Below are 18,466 nucleotides of genomic sequence, written 5' to 3' on the forward strand. Positions count from 1 at the left end.
AGCCCCCTAGAAGCACCCTAAAAGCACATGGCGCAGTCCGGGTGCGGCGGCAGCGTCGCCGTGGACACTGGGTGCGGTGCGAACGGGTCCACCACGGTGAGCAGCCCAGCGTCTGGCTTCGGCGCCGAGACCCCGGGCGGGTCCGGCACACCCGCTAAGCGCCGCAGCGACACCGCGGCGAAGGCAGCACCAGCCGCGGCGGCGATGGGCTCGCCCTGCACGCTCAGCGGGGCGCGCTGCTCCACCACGGGCCAGTTCGGGTCCCGGTCCAGAAGGTAGAGGCGCACGCACAACGGGCACGGGCCAGGCCGCGCACATACCGGGCCCACCACCACGCGCGCGTCCACTTGCGTGACCGGCAGCACCGCGCCCTGTCGCTGTCGGGTCAGTGCGGCGAGCTCGCCGAGCAGGGCAGTGGTGTTCACCGCCGCCACCGGCACCCACGTGTCGCCGCGCAGGAGGAATTTCGACAGCGGCTCGTTGCGCGCTTGTGTGCGCACGTCTAACCCGCACTCGCGGAGACGGGCGGTCACCGCCGCGGCCAATCTGCCGTGGCCGACCAGCAGCACCTCCGGCTTTACAGCCGGCACGAGCACCCGGTAGCTGACCAGGTCGTCCACCAGGCTGCGCGCGGCCTCGGCGCCGATGAGCTCGGCGAGTTGCTCGACCACCCAGCCCAGCCGCCGCGGCCGCATGAGCACGCCCAACAGCGCGGCAACGTCCTTGGCGTGCTCGGCGGTCACCAACCCTGTGCGCGTGGCGTCGGTGCCGAATTGCATGACGTTGTCCGCGCGCAGAAACGGGTGCGCGCCCTGGGCGAGTTTCACCCGTGAGTTACTGTTGATCATCCCTGCATCCACCCCCGATGCGGGATCCTACAATGCATTGCCATGGCTGGCAGGCAAACGCAGAACAATTCGACGCCGTACCGCGTGATCCGCTCGGCGCGCAGAACGCGCTCGGTGCAGGCGCGGCTGGTCGGCGGGGTGGCGGAGATCCGCATCCCCGCGCACTTCACCGATGCGCAGGAGCGCGAGGCGGTCACCGAGATGCTGGCCAAGCTCGACCGCAAGACAAAGGCGCGCCCGCTTGACGACGATTCCTTGCGCACGCGCGCCGACTCCCTCAACGCGAGCGTCCTGGACGGTCAGGCGCGCATCGGTTCAATCCGGTGGGTGTCCAACCAGCGCTCCCGGTGGGGATCCTGCACGGTGTCCACCGGCGACATCCGCATCAGTGACCGGTTAAAGCAGGTGCCGGACTACGTACTGAACGCGGTGATCGTGCACGAGCTGACGCACACGTTCATCCCCAACCACAGCGCAAAGTTCTACGAGTGGGCGGACAAGGTGCCGTACGCGGAGCGCGCCCGCGGCTACCTGGAGGCCTACCAGCGCTTTGGTGCCTAGAGCTCAGGGGCCTAGAGCTCGGTGCCGTCCTCGCGGCCGTCGTCCTTGCCGTCGCCGTCCTCACGCTTGAGCTCCGGGTTGTCGCGCAGCTCCTGCTCGAGCTTGGCAAATTCGTCGTCGAAGTCGGTGTCCGGTGCGTCGTCCAGCAGCGTGTCGATGAACGCCGCCGGGTTGTCCAGGTGCTCCGCGGACGGCATGAAGTCCGGGTGGTTCCACACCTGGTCGCGGCGCTCGGTGCCCACGGCGGTGTCGATGCGGCGCCACAGCTCGGCGGCGTCGCGGGTGCGCGGGGCGCCCAGCTCGATGCCGACGATGTTGGCGAAGGCCTGCTCGGCGGAGCCGCCGGTGGCGCGGCGGCGCGCCCACGCCTCCGCCAGCTGCGGGGTGGACGGGATACGGTCGCCGAGTGCCTCAGCCACCACCACGTCGACCCAGCCCTCCACCAGGGCGATCAGCGTCTCCAGGCGGGAGGTGGCGCCGGCGTTGCGGGTGCCCACGCGCGGGGAGAGGTCCTCGCCCTGCAGGTTCTGTAGCGCCTCCTGGATCTGCTGCGGGTCGCCGCCTTCCAGGTTCAAGTTGCGGGCGACTTCCTCGATGTGGGAGGTGTCGATCTCAAGACCTGCGGCGTACTCCTCCACGGAGGAGACGATGCGCTCCACCAGCCACGGCACGTGGCGGAACAGGCGCTGGCGGGCGGCCTCGCGGGCGGCGATGTAGACCATCACTTCCTGGCCGGCCAGGTCCAGACCCTTGGAAATCTCGGTGATGTTTTTCGGCAGCACCGCGGCGGTGCCGGCGGGGGCGACGGGAAGGCCGAAGTCGGTGCCAGTCAGTGCCTGCTGCGCCAGATCGCCTAGCGCGTGGCCGAGCTTCATGCCGAACTGCATGGCGTTCATCTGGTTCATCATCCCGGCCATCGGGCCCATCATCTCCCGGGCCTGCTCCGGCATGGAATCCAGCTGGGCGCGGTTCATGTGCTCGGCTACCGGGTTCACCAGCCGCTTCCACATCGGCATGGTCTGGTTCAGCCACTGCTCAGCGTTCCAGGCCTCAGCCTTAGCGCCGCTGGCGGGCAGGTCCGTGGCCTCGTCCAGCCACAGTTCCACTAAGCGCAGGGATTCCTCCGCCGCGCGGGTGTCCGCATCGGAGACCGGGTTGGCGCCCGCGACGCGCTGGCGCGCCATGCGCGCGGCCAGCTCGAAGTTCACCGCGTCGCCCGCGCCCTGGGCGTTCATGGACGAGCCCATGCCGGAGAGCATCTGGCCCAGCTGGTTAAACACATCGCCTAAGCCGCCCCCGCCGGGCTGGCCCCCGCCGAAGCCGAACGCGGCAAACGGGTTGTTCGCGTCGCCGCGGCCGTTTCCGTCGCCGCCCCGATTGTTGCCGTCGTTTTCGCCGTCATCGTTCGAGTCGTTAGGAAAGGAAAAGCCGAATCCGTTAGTCATGCCAGCCAGAATACAGTCAGCCCGCGAGTGCATGGGTTCGCTGAGAGCCAGCAACGGTCCAGCACCAGTGTTTCACGCGTCCTGCGCTAGAATCTGCGCCCATGTCCAAAGCGCGTGAAGCACGGAACCGGCGGTGGTCGACCCTGGTCTGGGGGTCCATCCCCGTCGTGCTGCTGGCAGGTGCACTGACCGCGGACCACATCCCGGGCACCGACATCCGCCTGACTGTGCCGTACGCGGCGGAAGGGCCGGGGCCCACCTTTGACACGCTCGGCGAGGTCGGTGGCGAGCCCGTCGTTGACATCGAGGGCGCGGAAACGCTGGATACCGGCGGCAAGCTGAACATGACCACCGTGTCGGTGCGCACGAATATGACGCTCGGCCAGGCGTTGGGGCGCTGGATCGCCACCGACGACACGATCGTGCCGGTGGAGCAGATCATGCCGCCGGACTTGGATGAGGACCAGGTACGCGAGGTCAACCAGCAGGCGTTTGTCGCCTCCGAAGCATCTGCGACGGTGGCGGCCATGCACTACTTGCACCGCCCCACCACGGTGGTGGTGCACGACGTGATGGAAGGCAGCGCCTCCGAGGGGCTCCTGCAGCCCGAGGACCTCATTACCGCTATCGCAGGCGAGAAGGTGGAAACACCGCAGGAAGTCCAGGACGCAGTGCGCGCCAAGACCCCCGGCGAGACGATCGAGATCACCGTCGAACGCGACGGCAACGAGCGCACCGAGACCGTGGAGCTGGGGGAGAACCCGCACGAGAAGGGCCAGCCCATGCTGGGCATCCTCATGACCTCCGAGCCGGCCGGCGGCATCAGCGTGAACTACAACCTCAACGACATCGGCGGGCCGAGCGCGGGCATGATGTTCTCGCTCGCCGTCATCGACAAGCTCACCCCGGGCGCGCTCAACGGCGGCAAGTTTGTCGCGGGCACCGGCACGATCAACGAGGACGGCCAGGTCGGCCCCATCGGCGGCATCACCCACAAGATCCGCGCGGCCGAAGATGACGGCGCCGAGCTGTTCTTGGCGCCCGCCGGCAACTGCGACGCCGTGAAACGCGTGGGCACCGAGCACATGACGGTGGCGAAGGTGGACAACCTCGCCGACGCCGTCCAAGCGATGGAGGATTTCGCCGCGGGCCGCGACGTGCCCACCTGCGAGTAGCTACTGCTTGGCCAACCCCAAGTCGTAGATGCGCTGGCGCGGATCCTCCTGGTCGGTGGAGATCAGCTGCTGCATCACCTGACCGGCCTCGTTGTCCACCACGGTGATGATCGCGGAGGTGCCGAGTGTGGACCAGCCCACCACGCGGTCGCCGTTGTCTTCCACCACGCGCGAGGAGCGCAGCTCGGTGAGAAGCTGCGTCGTCGAGGCGGCCTTGGAGTCGGAGTCGAAGAACTGGAACTGGCCGACGCCCTCGCCGGAGCAGTCGAAGGAACCGCTCAAACCGCCCGCCGCGCAGTCGTCGAACTGGTCGAAGAACTCTTCCGGGGCCAATGTGGAGAAGCGCTCGCGCACTTCCGCCAGCGCGTCAGCTTCCTGCTTCTTCCCGCTTGTCGACGTCGCATCCGCCGTGCCCGCAGCAGTCTTCTTCGACGACGATTTCGTGGACGCGGCAGTTGTGGAAGACGACACCGAGCTGGACGCAGTCTCGCTTCGCGTCGACGTCACCGTTGCAGTGTCAGTCTCGGCGCTCGCGCCGGTTTCGGGGCCGGTCTGCTCCGGCTCGCTCGGCGGCGTTTCCGTGGAGGTGATCTCTGGCGCGCGGGTATCGGGATCCTCGGAGTCGGAATCGTTGGAGCACGCCGTTAGCGTGAGCGCTGCGACGGTGGCAGCGGCGATGAGGGAAACGGAGCGGGAAGTAGACACAACCGACATCCTAAACCAGCTCGTCCGGGTCCTGCTCAAGGCCGTAGCGCAGCGCCGCCACAACGCCCGGGGCCACGCCGGGCCCGCCGCGCAGCTCGATGTCGTCCTGCGCGAACGCGCCGCGCTCCTCAAGCTCCTGATCGGTCAGACGCAGCTGCAACAGCGTCTGCTCAATGTCTTCTTCGCGCAGCACGCCGGAGAACAGGCGCGCCGGGCGCGGCTCGGCGTCCTCGCCGGCGGAGGCGTCCTTGAACACGATCTCCTGGGCCAGGATCACGCCTTGGACCTCGCGCGGCCAGGCGATGCGTGAGACGTACTCGCCCAGTTCCTCGGAGCCGGGCAGGATGTGCTCTGGGAGGTCCTGGACCACCAGTGTTAACGGGGAAGAGTCGTCCAGGTGGCCCAGCTCGTCGACAAGCAATTGCGTCGGCACCAGGCCGAACAAGGTTGGGGGAGCGTCCCACCCCTCCGCGTGGACGAACTCGACGGCCTCCATCATGGCCTTATTTAATGCTTGCTGTTCGCGCACGGGAACCCTCCGGGCAAGTTTGACGTTGGATTATTTAAGCTTGAAGCTTAACTGCGTTGCACACACTAATTCCTAAGGAGCAGGCTTGGCTACCCGCCTCAATCGGCCACAACCACGCGCCAAGAAACCGAACACGGGGTTGATGACCACCATCGGTGTCTTGGGCCTCATTCTTTTCCTTCTGCCAATGGCAGTCGGGTTGTACACCGACTTCCTGTGGTTCGGGGAGGTGGACTTCAGGGGCGTGTTCAACCGCGTGATCCTGGTCCGCGTGGTGCTGTTTATCATCTTTGCGCTGCTCGGCGGCGCGATCACCTGGATTGCCGCCCGGCTGGCGTGGCGCGGCAGGCCCCAGGAGCAGGCCGCGCCGTTCGACCAGGCCGCCCAGTACCGCCAGCAGGTGCAGCGGTCCGTTCGCGGCATGCTGGTGTGGGTGCCGGTTGTCGTCGCCATCCTGTCCGGCCTGGCTGGCCAGCGCATGTGGCGCGTGTTCATGCTCTGGTTCAACGGCGGCGAGTTCGGCTCCACCGACGCGCAGTTTGGCAAGGACTTGGGCTTCTACGCGTTTACGCTGCCCGGCATCTCCGCGGTGGTGGACACGCTTTCCATGCTGCTGCTGGTGGCGTTTTTGGTCGCCGCGGTGGGCCACTACCTGCTGGGCGGCATCCGCATCGGCAACAAGGTCTCCGGCATCTCCGGCTTTATTAGCAAGGACGCGCGCATCCAGCTCGCCGTCACCGCTGGCCTGTGGATGCTGCTGAAGGCCGTGAGCTACTGGCTGGAGCGCTACTACCTGCTCTACGGCGAAAACGACATCTTCACCGGAGCCTCCTACACCACCGTCAACGCGATGCTGCCGGCGAAGATCATCCTCACCGTCATCGCCGTGCTGGTCGCGGCGGCGTTCTTCGCCTCCATTGTCTACCGCGACTTCCGCGTGCCGGTGCTGGCCACTGTGCTGATGCTGTTGTCCTCTTTGGTGGTGGGCAACGTGTGGCCGGCGCTGATGGAGCAGTTCTCCGTCAAGCCGAACCGCCAGGCCAAGGAGTACGAGTACATCGGCCGCAACATCGAGGCCACCCGCGAGGCGTACGGGCTTACCGACGACAACGTGACCTACCTGGAGGACTGGGGCGCAGGCAACACCTCCAACTCGGACGTCGCCTCCGACGCGGCCACGATTTCCAACCTGCGACTTCTGGACCCAGAGATCATCTCCCCGACGTTCACCCAGAACCAGCAGCTGCGTAACTTCTACGGATTCCCGGACCAGCTGGCCATGGACCGCTACGACGTGGACGGCGAGCTGCGCGACTACGTGGTCGCCGCCCGCGAGATGGACCCGAACTCGCTGAGTGAGAACCAGCGCGACTGGATTAACCGCCACACCGTGTACACCCACGGCAACGGCTTCATCGCAGCCCAGGCCAACACCGTGGACGAGGCGGCGCAGGACGCCGGCTCCACCCGCGGCGGCCTGCCCATCTTCACGGTGTCCGACCTGCAGTCCAACGCCGCAGCCAAGGCCTCCGAGGACGCAGAAGAGCTGGGCATCAAGGTCGACGAGCCGCGCATCTACTACGGACCCGTCATCGCCTCCGCCAAGGACGGCCTGGACTACGCCATTGTGGGCGAGACCGGCCAGGGCCCAGTGGAGTACGACACGGATAACTCCACCTACACCTACGACGGCAAGGGCGGCGTGGACATCGGCAACATGTTCAACCGCCTCGCCTACACGGTGAAGTACCAGGAGCTGAACTTCCTGCTGTCCGACCGCGTCGGCGGCGATTCCAAGGTGCTCTACGACCGCGACCCGCGCACGCGTGTGGAGAAGGTCGCCCCGTGGCTGACCACGGACTCCAAGACCTACCCGGCCGTGGTGGACGGCCGCGTGAAGTGGATCGTGGACGGCTACACCACGCTGTCGCAGATGCCGTACTCCACGCGCAAATCCCTGCAGGACACCACCCAGGACGCGCTGAACCCGGACGGCACCACCCAGCGCCTGATCACCGACAACGTCGGCTACATCCGCAACTCCGTCAAGGCCACCGTGGACGCCTACGACGGTTCCGTGGAGCTGTACGCCTTCGACGAGTCCGACCCGGTGCTCAAGGCATGGCAGGGTGTGTTCCCGGACACGGTGCGCCCGGCGTCCGACATCTCGGAGTCGCTTCGCGAGCACCTGCGCTACCCGGAGGACCTGTTCAAGGTCCAGCGCGACCTGCTGGCGCGCTACCACGTGGACGACCCGGGCGTGTTCTTCAACAACGACGCCTTCTGGTCCGTGCCGAACGACCCGACCGCGCCTGAGGGCCGCGGCCAGCTGAACCAGCCGCCGTACTACGTGGTGGCGGCCGACCCGGAGACCGACAAGGCCTCCTTCCAGCTGATCACCCCGTTCCGCGGCCTGAACCGCGAGTTCCTCTCCGCGCACATGGCGGTGTCCTCCGACCCGGAGAACTACGGCCAGATCACCGTGCGCGTGCTGCCGACGAACAAGCAGACCCAGGGCCCGAAGCAGGCGCAGGACGCCCTGATGTCCTCCGACCAGGTGGCGCGCGACCGCACCCTGTGGGAGGGCACCAACGACCTGAAGAACGGCAACCTGCTTACCCTGCCGGTGGGCGGCGGCGAGATCCTCTACGTGGAGCCGATCTACTCGCAGCGCAAGGACCAGGCCTCGGCCTTCCCGAAGCTTTTGCGCGTGCTGGTGTTCTACCGCGGCCAGGTGGGCTACGCCCCGACGATCTCCCAGGCGCTTGACCAGGTGGGCATCCACTCCTCGGCCGCCCAGGACATCGAGGTTGTGGACGAAAACCAGGACTCCAAGCCGGAGGGCGAGAGCCAGGAGGCTAAGCCGGAAGGCGAGGCCAAGCCGGAGGATGGCCAGGACGCTCCGCAGGTGAACAAGGACGAGGCGATGAACAACATCAACGACGCCCTGCGCAACCTGGAGAGCGCACGCGACGGCTCCTTCGAGGAGTACGGCCGTGCCCTGGACCGCCTGGACCGTGCGGTGGAGGAGTACCAGCGGGCTCAGTAAGCACGATCCGCGCACGCGCGCCACTCGAGCACAAAAACGAAAGCGCCAAACCTCCTTTGAGCAGGAGGTTTGGTGCTATTAGTTGGTGTATGTATAGTAACTCCACGTTGCCGGTTACGGCGACAGGCGATAATCACATAAACGCCCGACGCGGGGTGGAGCAGCTCGGTAGCTCGCTGGGCTCATAACCCAGAGGTCGTTGGTTCGAATCCAGCCCCCGCTACTAAGATAAGGCCCCTACCAGTGGAAACGCTGGTAGGGGCCTTCTTCATTTTGTGATCGGATCGCCATTTGGTGCACTAGCTGGTGCACTAGGGTCAAAATCCTGCACCAAACGGAACTGCGACGCTCCAACGACGCGGCGCAGGTTTTCGGTGCATTGCTTAGTGATTGCTAGGACGGCAGCAACGAAGGAACGCCACGGGAGTCGGCAGTTCGAGGAAAGCAACTGCGAACTGCTGTGCAAGTCTCACAACCGCGCCAAAGGTAACGCTTAACCAGCGGCGACGCGGGGATCTAACAATGCTGCGTCGCTAGCGCTCGCACCCAGCGAGCGAGCATCAGGCTGCGCTAGCGACGCCGAGCGCACAAAGGCACTGCACTGCGGGGATACGCCTGCGACCGGCAGAGCCGGACTGAATACGGGATTGACCACGTTCACCCCGTATTCGTGCAAAGGAGCACTGCCATGTCCACTCATTCCCACACGCTTGCATCTCACGGCGAGATCCTCGCGAACCTCCCCGGCATCCTCGGGTTCTACCCGAACAACTCGCTGATCCTCGCGTTCTTCGTCGACGACGAGGGCGTCGACACCGTCCGCCTCGGCCCGGTCGCACGGTTCGACCTGGACGAAGCAGTGGAGAAGCTCACCGAGAGCCGCGAGCGGTTCGCAGCGTGGGTCCACCACCTCGAACTCGACGCTGTTATCGCGTACATGATCAGCGATGACATTGCGCAGCCGGTCTTCGACGAGACGGCCACGTACCTCACCAGCGGGGCCTCGCCGCTACCGCCGCTGCTCGGGGTGGTGCAGGTGCCCGAGATCGTCACTGGGGCTGCTTGGTGGTCTGTGTACCAGCATCCGCTCATCGACGAGCCGCGCCACGGTGTTGTCGGCGAGGTCGCCGCATCAGCGGCGCTGCAGCAGATGCTAGAGCACACCGGCGAGCTGCCGGAGCCGAGCAAAGACGACATCGAGGCACGGTTGAACAGCACTGACCACGGCATCGACGCTGCCGAGCACGCCGACATCATCGAAGACGCGCTGGCGTATATCCCGCCCATGTTCGCAGACGTGCTGCAGCGTGAGTATGAGCAGGCGGCGGCAGGGATCACCCAGCCGAGCGCTCGCGCTGTTCGGTCTGCGCTGAAATGCTTCACCACGCCGCGCTTGCGGGACACGCTGCTTGCCGCACTGCTCGATGACCCGCAGGCGGGCCTTGCGTTCATAGAGAAGGTTATGCGCGCTGTCCCGACCAGCTGGCCAGGCATGCGCTCGCAGCTCACCGCCACTGTTGCCGTGCTCGCTCACGCCACAGGCCAGCCGGGGCTAGCTGGCGTGGCTGCGCAGCGAGCCACCGAGATCGGGCCAGACGAGAACTTCCCGTCGCTGGTCGCGAAGCTCACCGACATCGGCCAAGGCGAGCGGATGGTCGAACTCGTCCGTGAGGGCGCTGAGAAGACCCGCACGATCTTGTTTGCCGAGTAGCACCACACACCCCGTTGCAGCGATGCAACGGGGTTTCTTTTTCGCTGTATCGCCGTGGCTGGCGACAACAGACACTTCAACGAGGCAGGGGAGCGACCCCTAGACAGCAGAGCTGTCTCCAACAGACGGATTGACCACCAATCCGAACAAGGAGGCACCTGATGCGCGACTTCATCCACACCGATCTGGAACTGCTCTACCAGCTCGCCGACGGCATCGACGGCGAGGACGCCGATCCGGGCGCAGCGCAAGAACTGCGCGACCTAGAGGCGGCAGGCACACCGCTGCCTTGGGCTGTGCTGTAACGACAGCGCAACCACCCCGCAGCAGCAAAGCAGCTGCTTAAGTACCCAAATTGCACGGCAATTCACACCCACTCAGGTAAGGAGAACCATCATGTCCAACCCCTTCAACAACGGCACCATCGTCGGCAACGCAGCTCGCGCACCGAAGCTGTTCGAGCACGCAAACGGTGGCGCGACGGTGAAACTCAGCGTCTATGCGCGCAACACCTTCAAGAACAAGGCCACCGGCAAGGTGGAAAGCGAGATCGTGGAGCTGACCGGCTACGTCCAGGACGCTAAGAACCCCGGCGTGTTCGGCTGCGTCGGCTCCGGCGATCGCGTTGCGGTGAGCTACTCGCTGAAAACCGACGTCTACACCGACAAGGACGGTGTGAAGCACTACCCGCTGGTCGCCCGTATCGACACCGTGCAGCTGATCGACTCCAAGAAAGAGTCCGCTGCGCGAGCAGCCCGTCGCGGAGGCGAGGCGGCGAACGCCGCCCTGGCTGGCGCTGACGCCGACAACGACGAAGCACCGTTCTAACAACGACACCCCGCAGGGAAACCTGCGGGGTTATTTTTTTCAACTATTTCACGGTGTTGATCCAGCTCTTTCACGGCCTTACCCAACTGAACAAAACCCAACAGCCCTAGCATCAGCTTGGCGATCGGGGTGGAGTCTTTTGAGTAGGTCTGTCCCTCCTTGAGGAACTTCACCGACACTCCTTTGCTGACTAGCTCGTCAACAATGGCGTACAGATCCGTCAGTGAACGCGCGCACCGATCCATCGACGTGACGACAAGCTGATCTCCTGCACGGACATATCGCATTGCTTCATCAAGTCCAGGGCGCTCACGCGATCCACCACTGGCCTTATCCGTGTAATAGGTGAAGACCTTCTCTGCCTTGAGTTGTTCAATCTGACGATCAAGGTTCTGATCTTTCGAACTCACCCGGGCATAGCCCACCTTTTGTCCTGAGATCGCCCCCAACTGTTCAGTGATCTCCAGAGGCAGTGACGGTTCTGTTCCGTTAGTCTTGGAACTAACCCTAGCGAACAGGAAGTTTTTTCATTCACAAATTGTTCGCTTGGGGTGTACCCCAGGTGCCCCTACCAGCGCCCGCAGTTGAAGGCTTCACCTACCAAATGGTAAAGTTAGCTATATGCGAACCAGTCAGCGCTCCGAGATCCTGGAAGCTGCCCTCCGCGTCATGAACGCAGCGGAGGGTGGCGACATTACCCTTGACGCAGTGGCCCACGAGGCCGGGCTCACCAAACCGGGATTGCTATATCACTTCCGCAACCGCGACGTACTGCTCGCCGCGATCGTCGACCACGCTGCGGCCAACGTCGAGAACGACATGACTGCCACCCTTGGCAAGCCCCTCGAGAACGCCAACGCCACCGAGCGGCTCCTGAGCTACGTTCACGTCGCCGCCCACGGGGCCGCCAAGCGCGCCGAGTTCATCATCTGGGGCCAAGCGACGTACCGGCCCGAACTCACCGAACCGTGGACTACGCGGATGGGCCGCTGGCTCGAACTCCCGGACGATCTCGACGCCGCCACCCGAGCCAGGCTGACCACCGCCCGACTCGCCGCCGACGGACTCTGGGGCGCCCAGGCCACAGGTGTGTCCACCCTCCACGGCGCGGATCTCGAAGCCGTCGTCTCCAGCATTCGCTCCCTGATCGAAGGAACAACCCCATGAAGCAGTGGTTCCTGCTCGCTGGTGCCATCACTACCGAAGTGGCGGCGACGCTGTCTCTCAAGGCGGCGCTCAATCACCCATCCTGGTACATCGTGGTTGCTGCCGGATACATCGGCGCTTTCGTCTTCCTCACCTTCTGCCTGCGCGAAGGAATGCAGATCGGCGTCGCCTATGGCATCTGGGGAGCCAGCGGGGTCGTGCTCGCCGCTGTGCTATCCGCCGCGATTTTCGGTGAACCTCTGACTGCTGTGATGGGTCTTGGAATGGTTCTGATCATCAGCGGTGTCCTCACCGTCGAACTCGGCTCCCAGAAAGCTCAGCAAACCGCAGCCCAGGAAGCAGGAGTCAACTCATGAGATGGATCTTCCTCGCAGGCGCCATCTTGTCCGAAGTCGTCGCGACCATGTCGCTACGAGCCTCCGACGGTGGCCGGGTGAAGAAATGGTTCATCGGCGTCATCGCGGGGTATCTCGTGGCGTTCGTCGCCTTAAGTCTCGCCTTGGCCGACGGCATGGCCCTTGGCGTCGCCTACGGCATCTGGGCAGCATCCGGCGTAGCTCTCACCGCGATCCTCGCCCGGGTCATCTTCCACGAACCCCTCACCCGAACCATGGCCCTCGGCATCCTCTTCATCGCCGTCGGAGTTCTCACCGTTGAAATCGGCGCCAACTTGGCGAACTGACGCATTTCCGCAGGTAAACCAGGCAGATTGGTGTGCCCCAGGTGCACCACGAGGCGCACAGACAAAGGCTCCCCAATGAGCGCCTGTGGGCCTAGCGTTGTGGATGTGATCACCTGTGTCGTCCACTACACCATCGACCCCGACCAGATCGCGGCCTTTGAACAGTTCGCCCGCGCTTGGATGCGGCATGTCGACGAACACGGCGGCACCCACCACGGGTACTACCTACCCGCGGAAGGTGTGAGTGACCGTGCGGAATCCCTGTTCAGCTTCCCCAGCCTGGCTGCCTACGAGCAGTACCGCACCTTGTTCGGCACCCACCCGGACTTCATCGCCGCTGACCGGATTCGAGACGAGTCCGGGTGCGTCCTGCGGTACGAGCGCACCTTCATGCGGCCGCTCCTACCCCAGGGACACTGAAAGGGACTCCGGCAGCACGCTCGGCACAACCCACAACGCCGCAGGTCAGCGCGTACAGATGGGTGTACCCCAAAAGCCTCATGTCTCGATTATGCCTCACAAACCCCTACCGAGCACCACCCTGCGACAACTTAGGGCGAGACGCTTTAGTGAGACGGGGAGGAGGCCAATTGCCCCATGAAACGGTCTCACATTCCAGTTCCTGCCGGGTGTCTCATAAAACTTTAGGTTTTCAGGACGCTCCGCGACCGCTAGTGGGCCATATAAGCGAGTCGGGTGTGGTCATCGACAGCGGCATGGACGTGGTCGAACCCGATCGGGTCTTCCGGTCGCGGATCGGTCGTGGACTCGCCAACCGCCGCTGTCGGGGATGCGGCTGAGTTTCTTCACATCGATATGGATGAGCTTGCCTGGCCACCAGCAACGCTCTCGCATGCGTGGTCAAGCGGGCGTTACCGTTGGGCATAGAGGCCTCCGGCAGTGAAGAACTAGACAGCTCCACTAAGCCAGGAGGCCTAACTATTTCACAAGACCGAAAGTGCCACCAACGTCACGGTCGAGTACAACTAGTGGGTGTCACTGTGGCTTTCCGAAGTCCACCACACTGACGTTCCCGTCATTGCGGGGGCGGTACAGAGGGCTCCTGACGGATTGCCCGAAGTCCTCTGCACGAATTGACTTCCGGCCTGATGCCGCTGTACCAACCTGTCCTGATAGGCGGGCGCCTCGTTTGCCAGAAGATGGGGCACGGTTCCCTCTCCCCCTTGCTTTTTGGGAGTCCTCGGCCAGCTACGGGATCGTGCCTGGCCGGTCCTCGGTCGAGTTGTTGTCCGGGGTTGGTGCGCAGCAGTCGGGTTCCCCGCTTTGCCCGGGGCCCTCGCCTGTGGGCGGCGTTCCCTGTCTGATGCGCAGTCTCCTGCGCCGGTTGAGGGCGGCCAATGCCGATGCGAGCACCACGGCTGCGGCGAGGGCTGCGATCAGGGTGCTGTTGTCGCTGATCCAGGCGCTGGCGGCGGCTGACCATACGGCGAGGCTGTTGGCCTGTGCGGTTCCGCCGGTGGCGGCGGGATACCAATACCAGCTGAGGTAGGCGCCGGTTATGGTGAGGATGAAGGCGGCGATGCGGTTGCTGTGCTTGGCCAGGCCGGTGATTCTTCGCCCGAGGGCGGCCCCGGCGATGGCCGTGCCTGCCGAAACGAGCATCAGGACAGTGGCCGAGCCTGCGGCGTAGGCGGCGAAGACCGCGAGCAGCCCGGCGTAGCTGGCGACGGCCTGGGCTTGGGCGATCACGGCCAGGAGCACCCCGAGGGTGCAGCCGAGGGATGCTGCGGCGTATCCGACCCCGAAGGCCACCATGCGCCCGGTTTTGTGACCTGCCCCTGCGGCTTCTTGTGTGCGGGGTTTCGTGGCCCAGGCCGGCAGACGGAGCCGTGGTGTGAGTCCGGTGAGCATGGCCAGGCCCAGCAGGAGAAGGATCACCCCGGTGGCCATTCCCAGCCAGGGCGCTGCGCTGATCAGGGTCCTGGCGCCCGCGCTGACGATCAGCCCGAAGGCTGCCAGGGTCCCGGCGAAGCCGAGGCTGAGCGCGAGCCCGGCCCGGAGCCCGTGGGTCAGACGCAGCGCGAGCGGGCGCGTCCGGGCGTCCCCGATGGTCTGGGCTATCCAGGCGGGCAGGAGGGCGAAACCGCAGGGATTGACCGGGGCAATCATTCCAGCGGCGAAGGCCAGGGCAAGCAGGGCTGTCATTGGGCGCCGGCCTTGGTGAGTTCTTCTTGGATCTTTTCCGCAGACGGGTCGGTGGCCCGGAAGGTAACGTCGCCCTTCGCGTCGACCACCACCAGGGTGCTTATGGAGGTGACCTTGTACCGGGTGGTCAGTGTGGCCCCGGTGTCGATGACGGCAGGGAGCTCAGGGGCCTTGATGTAATCGCGGAATCCGTTGATGGTCTCCTTCGGTTCTCGGGGGTCCACGTCCACCAGGAGGTAGTCGGCCGAGCTTCCCAGGGCCGTGGAGGCCTTGTTCAGGGAATCGGCCCCTTCCACACACTCACCGCATCCGGCAGAGAAGAAGAACAGTGCTGCGGGCTTACCGTCCGGGATGGTCCGGGTAGTGCCGTCAATGTCGGAGACCGTAACAGCAACGGCACCGGCCGCGTCGGGCGACGAACCGCCTGGCGCGGCCGACGGGCCGCTCGGTGAGCTGGAGCAGGCGGTTGTCAGTGCCATGACCGCTGCCAGAAACAGGGCGGAGGCGAGGTGCCTGGGCCGGGGAACGGACAGAGAACGGCGGGATCTCGGGTATGTCATGGTGTCTGGTGGTTCCTTCCAGGAATGGGGATGGGGACTTAGGCGGTGCCGTGGTCGGTGCGGTGGTGCTCGGGGGATGCGGGAGGGCAGCAGTCGTCGGTCCTGTGGCGTTTTCGCTGCCTGGTGACGGCGATGATCCCGGCCAGGAGCACCGTGGCGGCCGCGAGTAACACGAGGGGATTTGAGAAGAATCCGGCGATCGCGCCGAGGGCTCCGGCGGCGATGAGGATGGGTCCTGCGCAGCACAGGATCATGGCCGCTGCTATGCCGATTCCTGCGGCCAGTGTGTGGTATCGCCCGGGGCGACCGGTCTGCCGGACGGGTTGATGGCCGGTGTCTGGCTGTTCTGGGTGCTGGGTCATGTCATGTCCTTTTAAAGCTCAGCAGCAGGAGTCCTGCGCCGCGGGGGCCCGCGTGGCGGCCGCGGCGAGGAGGGCGGCGGCCATGGCGGCACCGGCCCGGTGTGCCGCCTCGATGTCCAGGACTTCGCCGTCGGGATGGGAATCCAACCACGGCTGGGCGTCCTCGCGGGAGGCGAAGTAGTGGACCTGGTTGCAGAACGATGACCGCACCGGCCCCGTGCCCGGGTGGCTGATGATGGACACGACGGCGGTGGCCGGCTGCACGGAGGTCACCGTGCCGTCCGCGCCCGTCATCACCCGGATGAGGGTCCCGCTACCCGGGGAGGTCGACTCAATGGTTGCGGCCTTCCCGATCAGGGCCGGGAAGAAGAGGGTGTCCAGGGCGCACCAGGTGTAGAGCTGTTCCCCGGCCAGGGTGAAGCGATGCGGGGTGGGCCGCATCGTCAGGGCCAGGCCGATGATGCGGCCCTCGTCGTCGTACTCGGTGTCCGGGACGGCGGCCAGTCCCTGCCGGACCGTGTCTTCGCTCCGGCCACTGGCGGTGGCCAGTTCGGCGACCGTGACGGGCTCGCCCTCGGCCAGGAGCCGCAGCAGCGGCACGAACAAGTCCGGGTCTATTCCGGAGCGCGCGGGGGACAACAGATAGGTGAGGGCCTGGTCGGTGGCGGTCATGGCATTCCTTTGCTTCGGTAGTGGGGGCTGCAGCTCAGGCGCAGCAGGAGAGCTTGGAGACGTCGGTGGTGAAGGCCTTGGCGGCGATCCTGATGCCCTCGGCCATCGTCAGGTAGGGGCTCCAGGCGGCGGCGACCTGCGCGGTGGTCATGCCCGCTTCGAGGATGTAGACGCCGGCGGCGGCGATTTCCCCGGCGTCCTTGGCCACCGCGGAGAGGCCCAGGATCCGTCCGGTGTCGCGGTCCGCGACAACCTTGATGAAGCCGCGGGTGTCGCGGTTGACCACGGCTCGCGGCACGTACTCCAGGGGGAGGACCCCGCACTCGCAGCTGATCCCGGCGGCGACAGCTTCCTTTTCCGTCATCCCGACCGCCCCGATGGCGGGACTGGTGAAGGTGACCCGGGGCAGGTGCCGGTAGTCGACCTCGGCCAGGGCATCGGTGAACGCATTGTCCACGGCCAGGGCGCCGTGGGCCGCTGCGACGTAAACGAACTCCCGATGGCCGGTCGCGTCCCCGGCGGCCCAAACCCGCGGGTTGGACGTGGCCAGGCGGGAATCGACCACGATCTCGCCGGATGCGCCGGTCTTCACCCCGACGGCGTCAAGGTCCAGTCCCTCGGTCACTGGGCGGCGGCCCAGTGCCACGAGGATGTGGGAAGCGCGGAACACCTCCTCGTCCCCGGCCACGTTTGCCGTCACCGAGACCCCGTCCGGGCCGGAGGCCACGGAGTCGGCCATGGCCCGCCGGACCACCCGGATCCCCTCGTCGGCGAACACCCCCGCCAACGCCTTGGATGCCTCCGGTTCCTCCTGCGAGGCCAACCGGGAACGGACCAGCATGGTCACCCGGGAGCCCAGCCGGGAGAAAAGCTGTGCCATCTCCAGGGCAACATAGCCTCCGCCCAGGATCAGCATTGATTCGGGCACCTCGTCCAGTTCCATCGCCGTCGTCGAGGTCAGGTACCCGGCCTTGGCCAGTCCGGGAACGGGGGGCACGTAGGGTGCGGAGCCAGTGGCCACGAGGTAGTGCCCGGCCTCGATCGTTCTCACTGCACCATCCGGGGAGATCACCCGGAGCAGCGGTGCGTCCTGGGTTCCGGTGAACGACGCGTCCCCCGAGATCATCGTCCACCCGTAGTCCGCGGCCAGATCGACGTACTTCTCCGTGCGCATGCTTTCAACCAGCGCGGCCTTGCCCTGAATCAGGGCCGGCATGTCCACCGGGCCCGCCGAGGCCGCCACCCCAGGGAAGCGGGCCGAATCCAACGCCACGTGGCGGGCCTCCGCGGCAGCCAGGAGCGCCTTCGACGGGACGCAGCCCGTGTTCACGCATGTCCCGCCCACGGTGCCGCGCTCCACCATCACGACGCGCTTGCCCAGCCCGGTGGCCCGGATCGCGGCCGCAAACGCTCCGCCGCCGGAACCAATAATCGCCAGATCGAACTTTTCGTTTGTCATTCCAGATGTCTCTTCCCTGTGGTTCAAAAGTTCCTATGGAACCATTGTGAACCTTCCAGTACAATGGAAGGTCAAGTGTGGTGGCCATTGGAAGGGGAATCGGCGAACATGAGGATCGGACAGCTTGCGGAAGCAACCGGAACCACGACCAAGACCCTGCGGTTCTACGAGGAGTCGGGGCTGCTCCCTCCGGCCGAGCGATTGGCCTCCGGCTATCGGGACTACGCCGAGGATGCCGTGGGTCGGGTCGGGTTCATCCACCGGGGCCAGGCCGCCGGGCTGACCCTCGCCCAGATCCGCCAGATCCTCGACATCCGCGACGGCGGCCAGGCGCCCTGCGAGCACGTGCGCGACCTGCTTGACGTGCGCCTCGCTGAGATCGAGCAGCAGATCGCGCAGCTCTCCGTGCTGCGCGACACTATCGCGGACCTCAGACAGGACGCCGCACACCCGGACCCTGAAACGTGCAGCACCGATCAAGTGTGTAGGTACTTGTAATCCAATTGGGCACACCTCCTGGACCGCCAAAAGGGTGCTGTTGCAAAGT

Annotated in this window: 21 protein-coding genes, 1 tRNA gene and 1 pseudogene; 12 read left to right on the forward strand and 11 right to left on the reverse strand. The window is 65.5% G+C overall.

Going from position 1 to position 18,466, the window contains the following annotated elements:
- Positions 1 to 17 precede the first annotated feature (17 nt).
- Positions 18 to 848 carry a hypothetical protein gene (locus ACX1NL_RS03040; protein WP_458898574.1) on the reverse strand — a complete coding sequence of 277 codons (831 nt, stop codon included), beginning with the start codon at positions 846 to 848 and terminating at the stop codon, positions 18 to 20.
- A 42-nt stretch (positions 849 to 890) separates the two neighbouring features.
- Between ACX1NL_RS03040 and ACX1NL_RS03045 the strand changes: the two genes are divergently transcribed.
- Complete coding sequence (locus ACX1NL_RS03045) at positions 891 to 1,409, forward strand: YgjP-like metallopeptidase domain-containing protein (protein WP_458898575.1); 519 nt, start codon at positions 891 to 893, stop codon at positions 1,407 to 1,409.
- Between the two features lie 11 nt (positions 1,410 to 1,420).
- On the opposite strand, the gene ACX1NL_RS03050 is transcribed toward ACX1NL_RS03045, so the two are convergent.
- Positions 1,421 to 2,854: a zinc-dependent metalloprotease gene (locus tag ACX1NL_RS03050; protein WP_458898576.1), complete on the reverse strand. Its 1,434-nt coding sequence runs from the start codon at positions 2,852 to 2,854 to the stop codon at positions 1,421 to 1,423.
- Between the two features lie 101 nt (positions 2,855 to 2,955).
- Here ACX1NL_RS03050 and ACX1NL_RS03055 point away from each other — a divergent pair, with 101 nt between their 5' ends.
- Positions 2,956 to 4,029: a YlbL family protein gene (locus ACX1NL_RS03055; RefSeq protein WP_392398572.1), complete on the forward strand. Its 1,074-nt coding sequence runs from the start codon at positions 2,956 to 2,958 to the stop codon at positions 4,027 to 4,029.
- On the opposite strand, the gene ACX1NL_RS03060 is transcribed toward ACX1NL_RS03055, so the two are convergent.
- Together ACX1NL_RS03060 and ACX1NL_RS03065 are read right to left on the reverse strand one after the other, a co-directional pair.
- Positions 4,030 to 4,743 carry a hypothetical protein gene (locus ACX1NL_RS03060; RefSeq protein WP_392398571.1) on the reverse strand — a complete coding sequence of 238 codons (714 nt, stop codon included), beginning with the start codon at positions 4,741 to 4,743 and terminating at the stop codon, positions 4,030 to 4,032.
- 1 nt (position 4,744) lies between these two features.
- Positions 4,745 to 5,233 carry a PPA1309 family protein gene (locus tag ACX1NL_RS03065; protein WP_311389834.1) on the reverse strand — a complete coding sequence of 163 codons (489 nt, stop codon included), beginning with the start codon at positions 5,231 to 5,233 and terminating at the stop codon, positions 4,745 to 4,747.
- 172 nt (positions 5,234 to 5,405) lie between these two features.
- Here ACX1NL_RS03065 and ACX1NL_RS03070 point away from each other — a divergent pair, with 172 nt between their 5' ends.
- The 5 genes from ACX1NL_RS03070 (at position 5,406) to ACX1NL_RS03090 (ending at position 10,851) form a co-directional block, all read left to right on the forward strand.
- On the forward strand, positions 5,406 to 8,312 hold the full coding sequence (locus ACX1NL_RS03070; protein ID WP_458898885.1) for a UPF0182 family protein: 2,907 nt from the start codon (positions 5,406 to 5,408) through the stop codon (positions 8,310 to 8,312).
- 149 nt (positions 8,313 to 8,461) lie between these two features.
- Positions 8,462 to 8,535 (forward strand) — tRNA-Met (locus ACX1NL_RS03075).
- A 465-nt stretch (positions 8,536 to 9,000) separates the two neighbouring features.
- Entirely contained in the window at positions 9,001 to 10,023 is a 1,023-nt protein-coding gene (locus tag ACX1NL_RS03080; RefSeq protein WP_049181628.1) for a DUF4192 domain-containing protein, read from the forward strand.
- Between the two features lie 161 nt (positions 10,024 to 10,184).
- Positions 10,185 to 10,328, forward strand: a complete 144-nt coding sequence (locus ACX1NL_RS03085; RefSeq protein ID WP_005291046.1) for a hypothetical protein — start codon at positions 10,185 to 10,187, stop codon at positions 10,326 to 10,328.
- Between the two features lie 91 nt (positions 10,329 to 10,419).
- The gene (locus ACX1NL_RS03090; RefSeq protein ID WP_255996198.1) at positions 10,420 to 10,851 is read left to right on the forward strand and encodes a single-stranded DNA-binding protein; all 432 of its coding nucleotides are present in this window, start codon (positions 10,420 to 10,422) and stop codon (positions 10,849 to 10,851) included.
- Here ACX1NL_RS03090 and ACX1NL_RS03095 read toward each other — a convergent pair.
- Positions 10,848 to 11,261 carry a recombinase family protein gene (locus ACX1NL_RS03095; RefSeq protein WP_239218485.1) on the reverse strand — a complete coding sequence of 138 codons (414 nt, stop codon included), beginning with the start codon at positions 11,259 to 11,261 and terminating at the stop codon, positions 10,848 to 10,850. The two genes, ACX1NL_RS03090 and ACX1NL_RS03095, sit on opposite strands and share 4 nt — an antisense overlap.
- A gap of 259 nt (positions 11,262 to 11,520) precedes the next feature.
- On the opposite strand from ACX1NL_RS03095, the gene ACX1NL_RS03100 reads away from it, so the two are divergent.
- From ACX1NL_RS03100 to ACX1NL_RS03115, 4 genes are all read left to right on the forward strand, one after another.
- Positions 11,521 to 12,018: a TetR/AcrR family transcriptional regulator gene (locus ACX1NL_RS03100; RefSeq protein ID WP_284856815.1), complete on the forward strand. Its 498-nt coding sequence runs from the start codon at positions 11,521 to 11,523 to the stop codon at positions 12,016 to 12,018.
- The gene (locus ACX1NL_RS03105) at positions 12,015 to 12,374 is read left to right on the forward strand and encodes a DMT family transporter (protein WP_038610824.1); all 360 of its coding nucleotides are present in this window, start codon (positions 12,015 to 12,017) and stop codon (positions 12,372 to 12,374) included. Before ACX1NL_RS03100 ends, ACX1NL_RS03105 begins: the two co-directional genes overlap by 4 nt.
- Positions 12,371 to 12,700, forward strand: coding sequence for a DMT family transporter (locus ACX1NL_RS03110; protein WP_034666342.1), 330 nt, complete (start codon positions 12,371 to 12,373; stop codon positions 12,698 to 12,700). The genes ACX1NL_RS03105 and ACX1NL_RS03110 overlap by 4 nt, the downstream gene beginning before the upstream one ends.
- A gap of 105 nt (positions 12,701 to 12,805) precedes the next feature.
- Positions 12,806 to 13,120 carry an NIPSNAP family protein gene (locus ACX1NL_RS03115; protein WP_230208643.1) on the forward strand — a complete coding sequence of 105 codons (315 nt, stop codon included), beginning with the start codon at positions 12,806 to 12,808 and terminating at the stop codon, positions 13,118 to 13,120.
- Between the two features lie 263 nt (positions 13,121 to 13,383).
- Here ACX1NL_RS03115 and ACX1NL_RS03120 read toward each other — a convergent pair.
- From ACX1NL_RS03120 to merA, 6 genes and pseudogenes are all read right to left on the reverse strand, one after another.
- Positions 13,384 to 13,534 (reverse strand): annotated as a pseudogene (locus tag ACX1NL_RS03120) (IS481 family transposase); the annotation flags it as partial.
- 375 nt (positions 13,535 to 13,909) lie between these two features.
- Positions 13,910 to 14,866: a cytochrome c biogenesis CcdA family protein gene (locus ACX1NL_RS03125; RefSeq protein ID WP_273416676.1), complete on the reverse strand. Its 957-nt coding sequence runs from the start codon at positions 14,864 to 14,866 to the stop codon at positions 13,910 to 13,912.
- On the reverse strand, positions 14,863 to 15,426 hold the full coding sequence (locus ACX1NL_RS03130; protein ID WP_458898577.1) for a TlpA family protein disulfide reductase: 564 nt from the start codon (positions 15,424 to 15,426) through the stop codon (positions 14,863 to 14,865). Before ACX1NL_RS03130 ends, ACX1NL_RS03125 begins: the two co-directional genes overlap by 4 nt.
- 38 nt (positions 15,427 to 15,464) lie before the next feature.
- Positions 15,465 to 15,680, reverse strand: a complete 216-nt coding sequence (locus ACX1NL_RS03135) for a hypothetical protein (RefSeq protein WP_038613943.1) — start codon at positions 15,678 to 15,680, stop codon at positions 15,465 to 15,467.
- Positions 15,681 to 15,806: 126 nt separating this feature from the next.
- Positions 15,807 to 16,460, reverse strand: a complete 654-nt coding sequence (gene merB, locus ACX1NL_RS03140; protein WP_101733959.1) for an organomercurial lyase MerB — start codon at positions 16,458 to 16,460, stop codon at positions 15,807 to 15,809.
- A 34-nt stretch (positions 16,461 to 16,494) separates the two neighbouring features.
- Positions 16,495 to 17,919: a mercury(II) reductase gene (gene merA / locus ACX1NL_RS03145; protein WP_458898578.1), complete on the reverse strand. Its 1,425-nt coding sequence runs from the start codon at positions 17,917 to 17,919 to the stop codon at positions 16,495 to 16,497.
- Between the two features lie 108 nt (positions 17,920 to 18,027).
- Between merA and ACX1NL_RS03150 the strand changes: the two genes are divergently transcribed.
- The gene (locus tag ACX1NL_RS03150; protein ID WP_004601215.1) at positions 18,028 to 18,417 is read left to right on the forward strand and encodes a heavy metal-responsive transcriptional regulator; all 390 of its coding nucleotides are present in this window, start codon (positions 18,028 to 18,030) and stop codon (positions 18,415 to 18,417) included.
- Positions 18,418 to 18,466: the final 49 nt, after the last annotated feature.

Source organism: Corynebacterium sp. CQ3829_602738 (genome assembly GCF_054478435.1).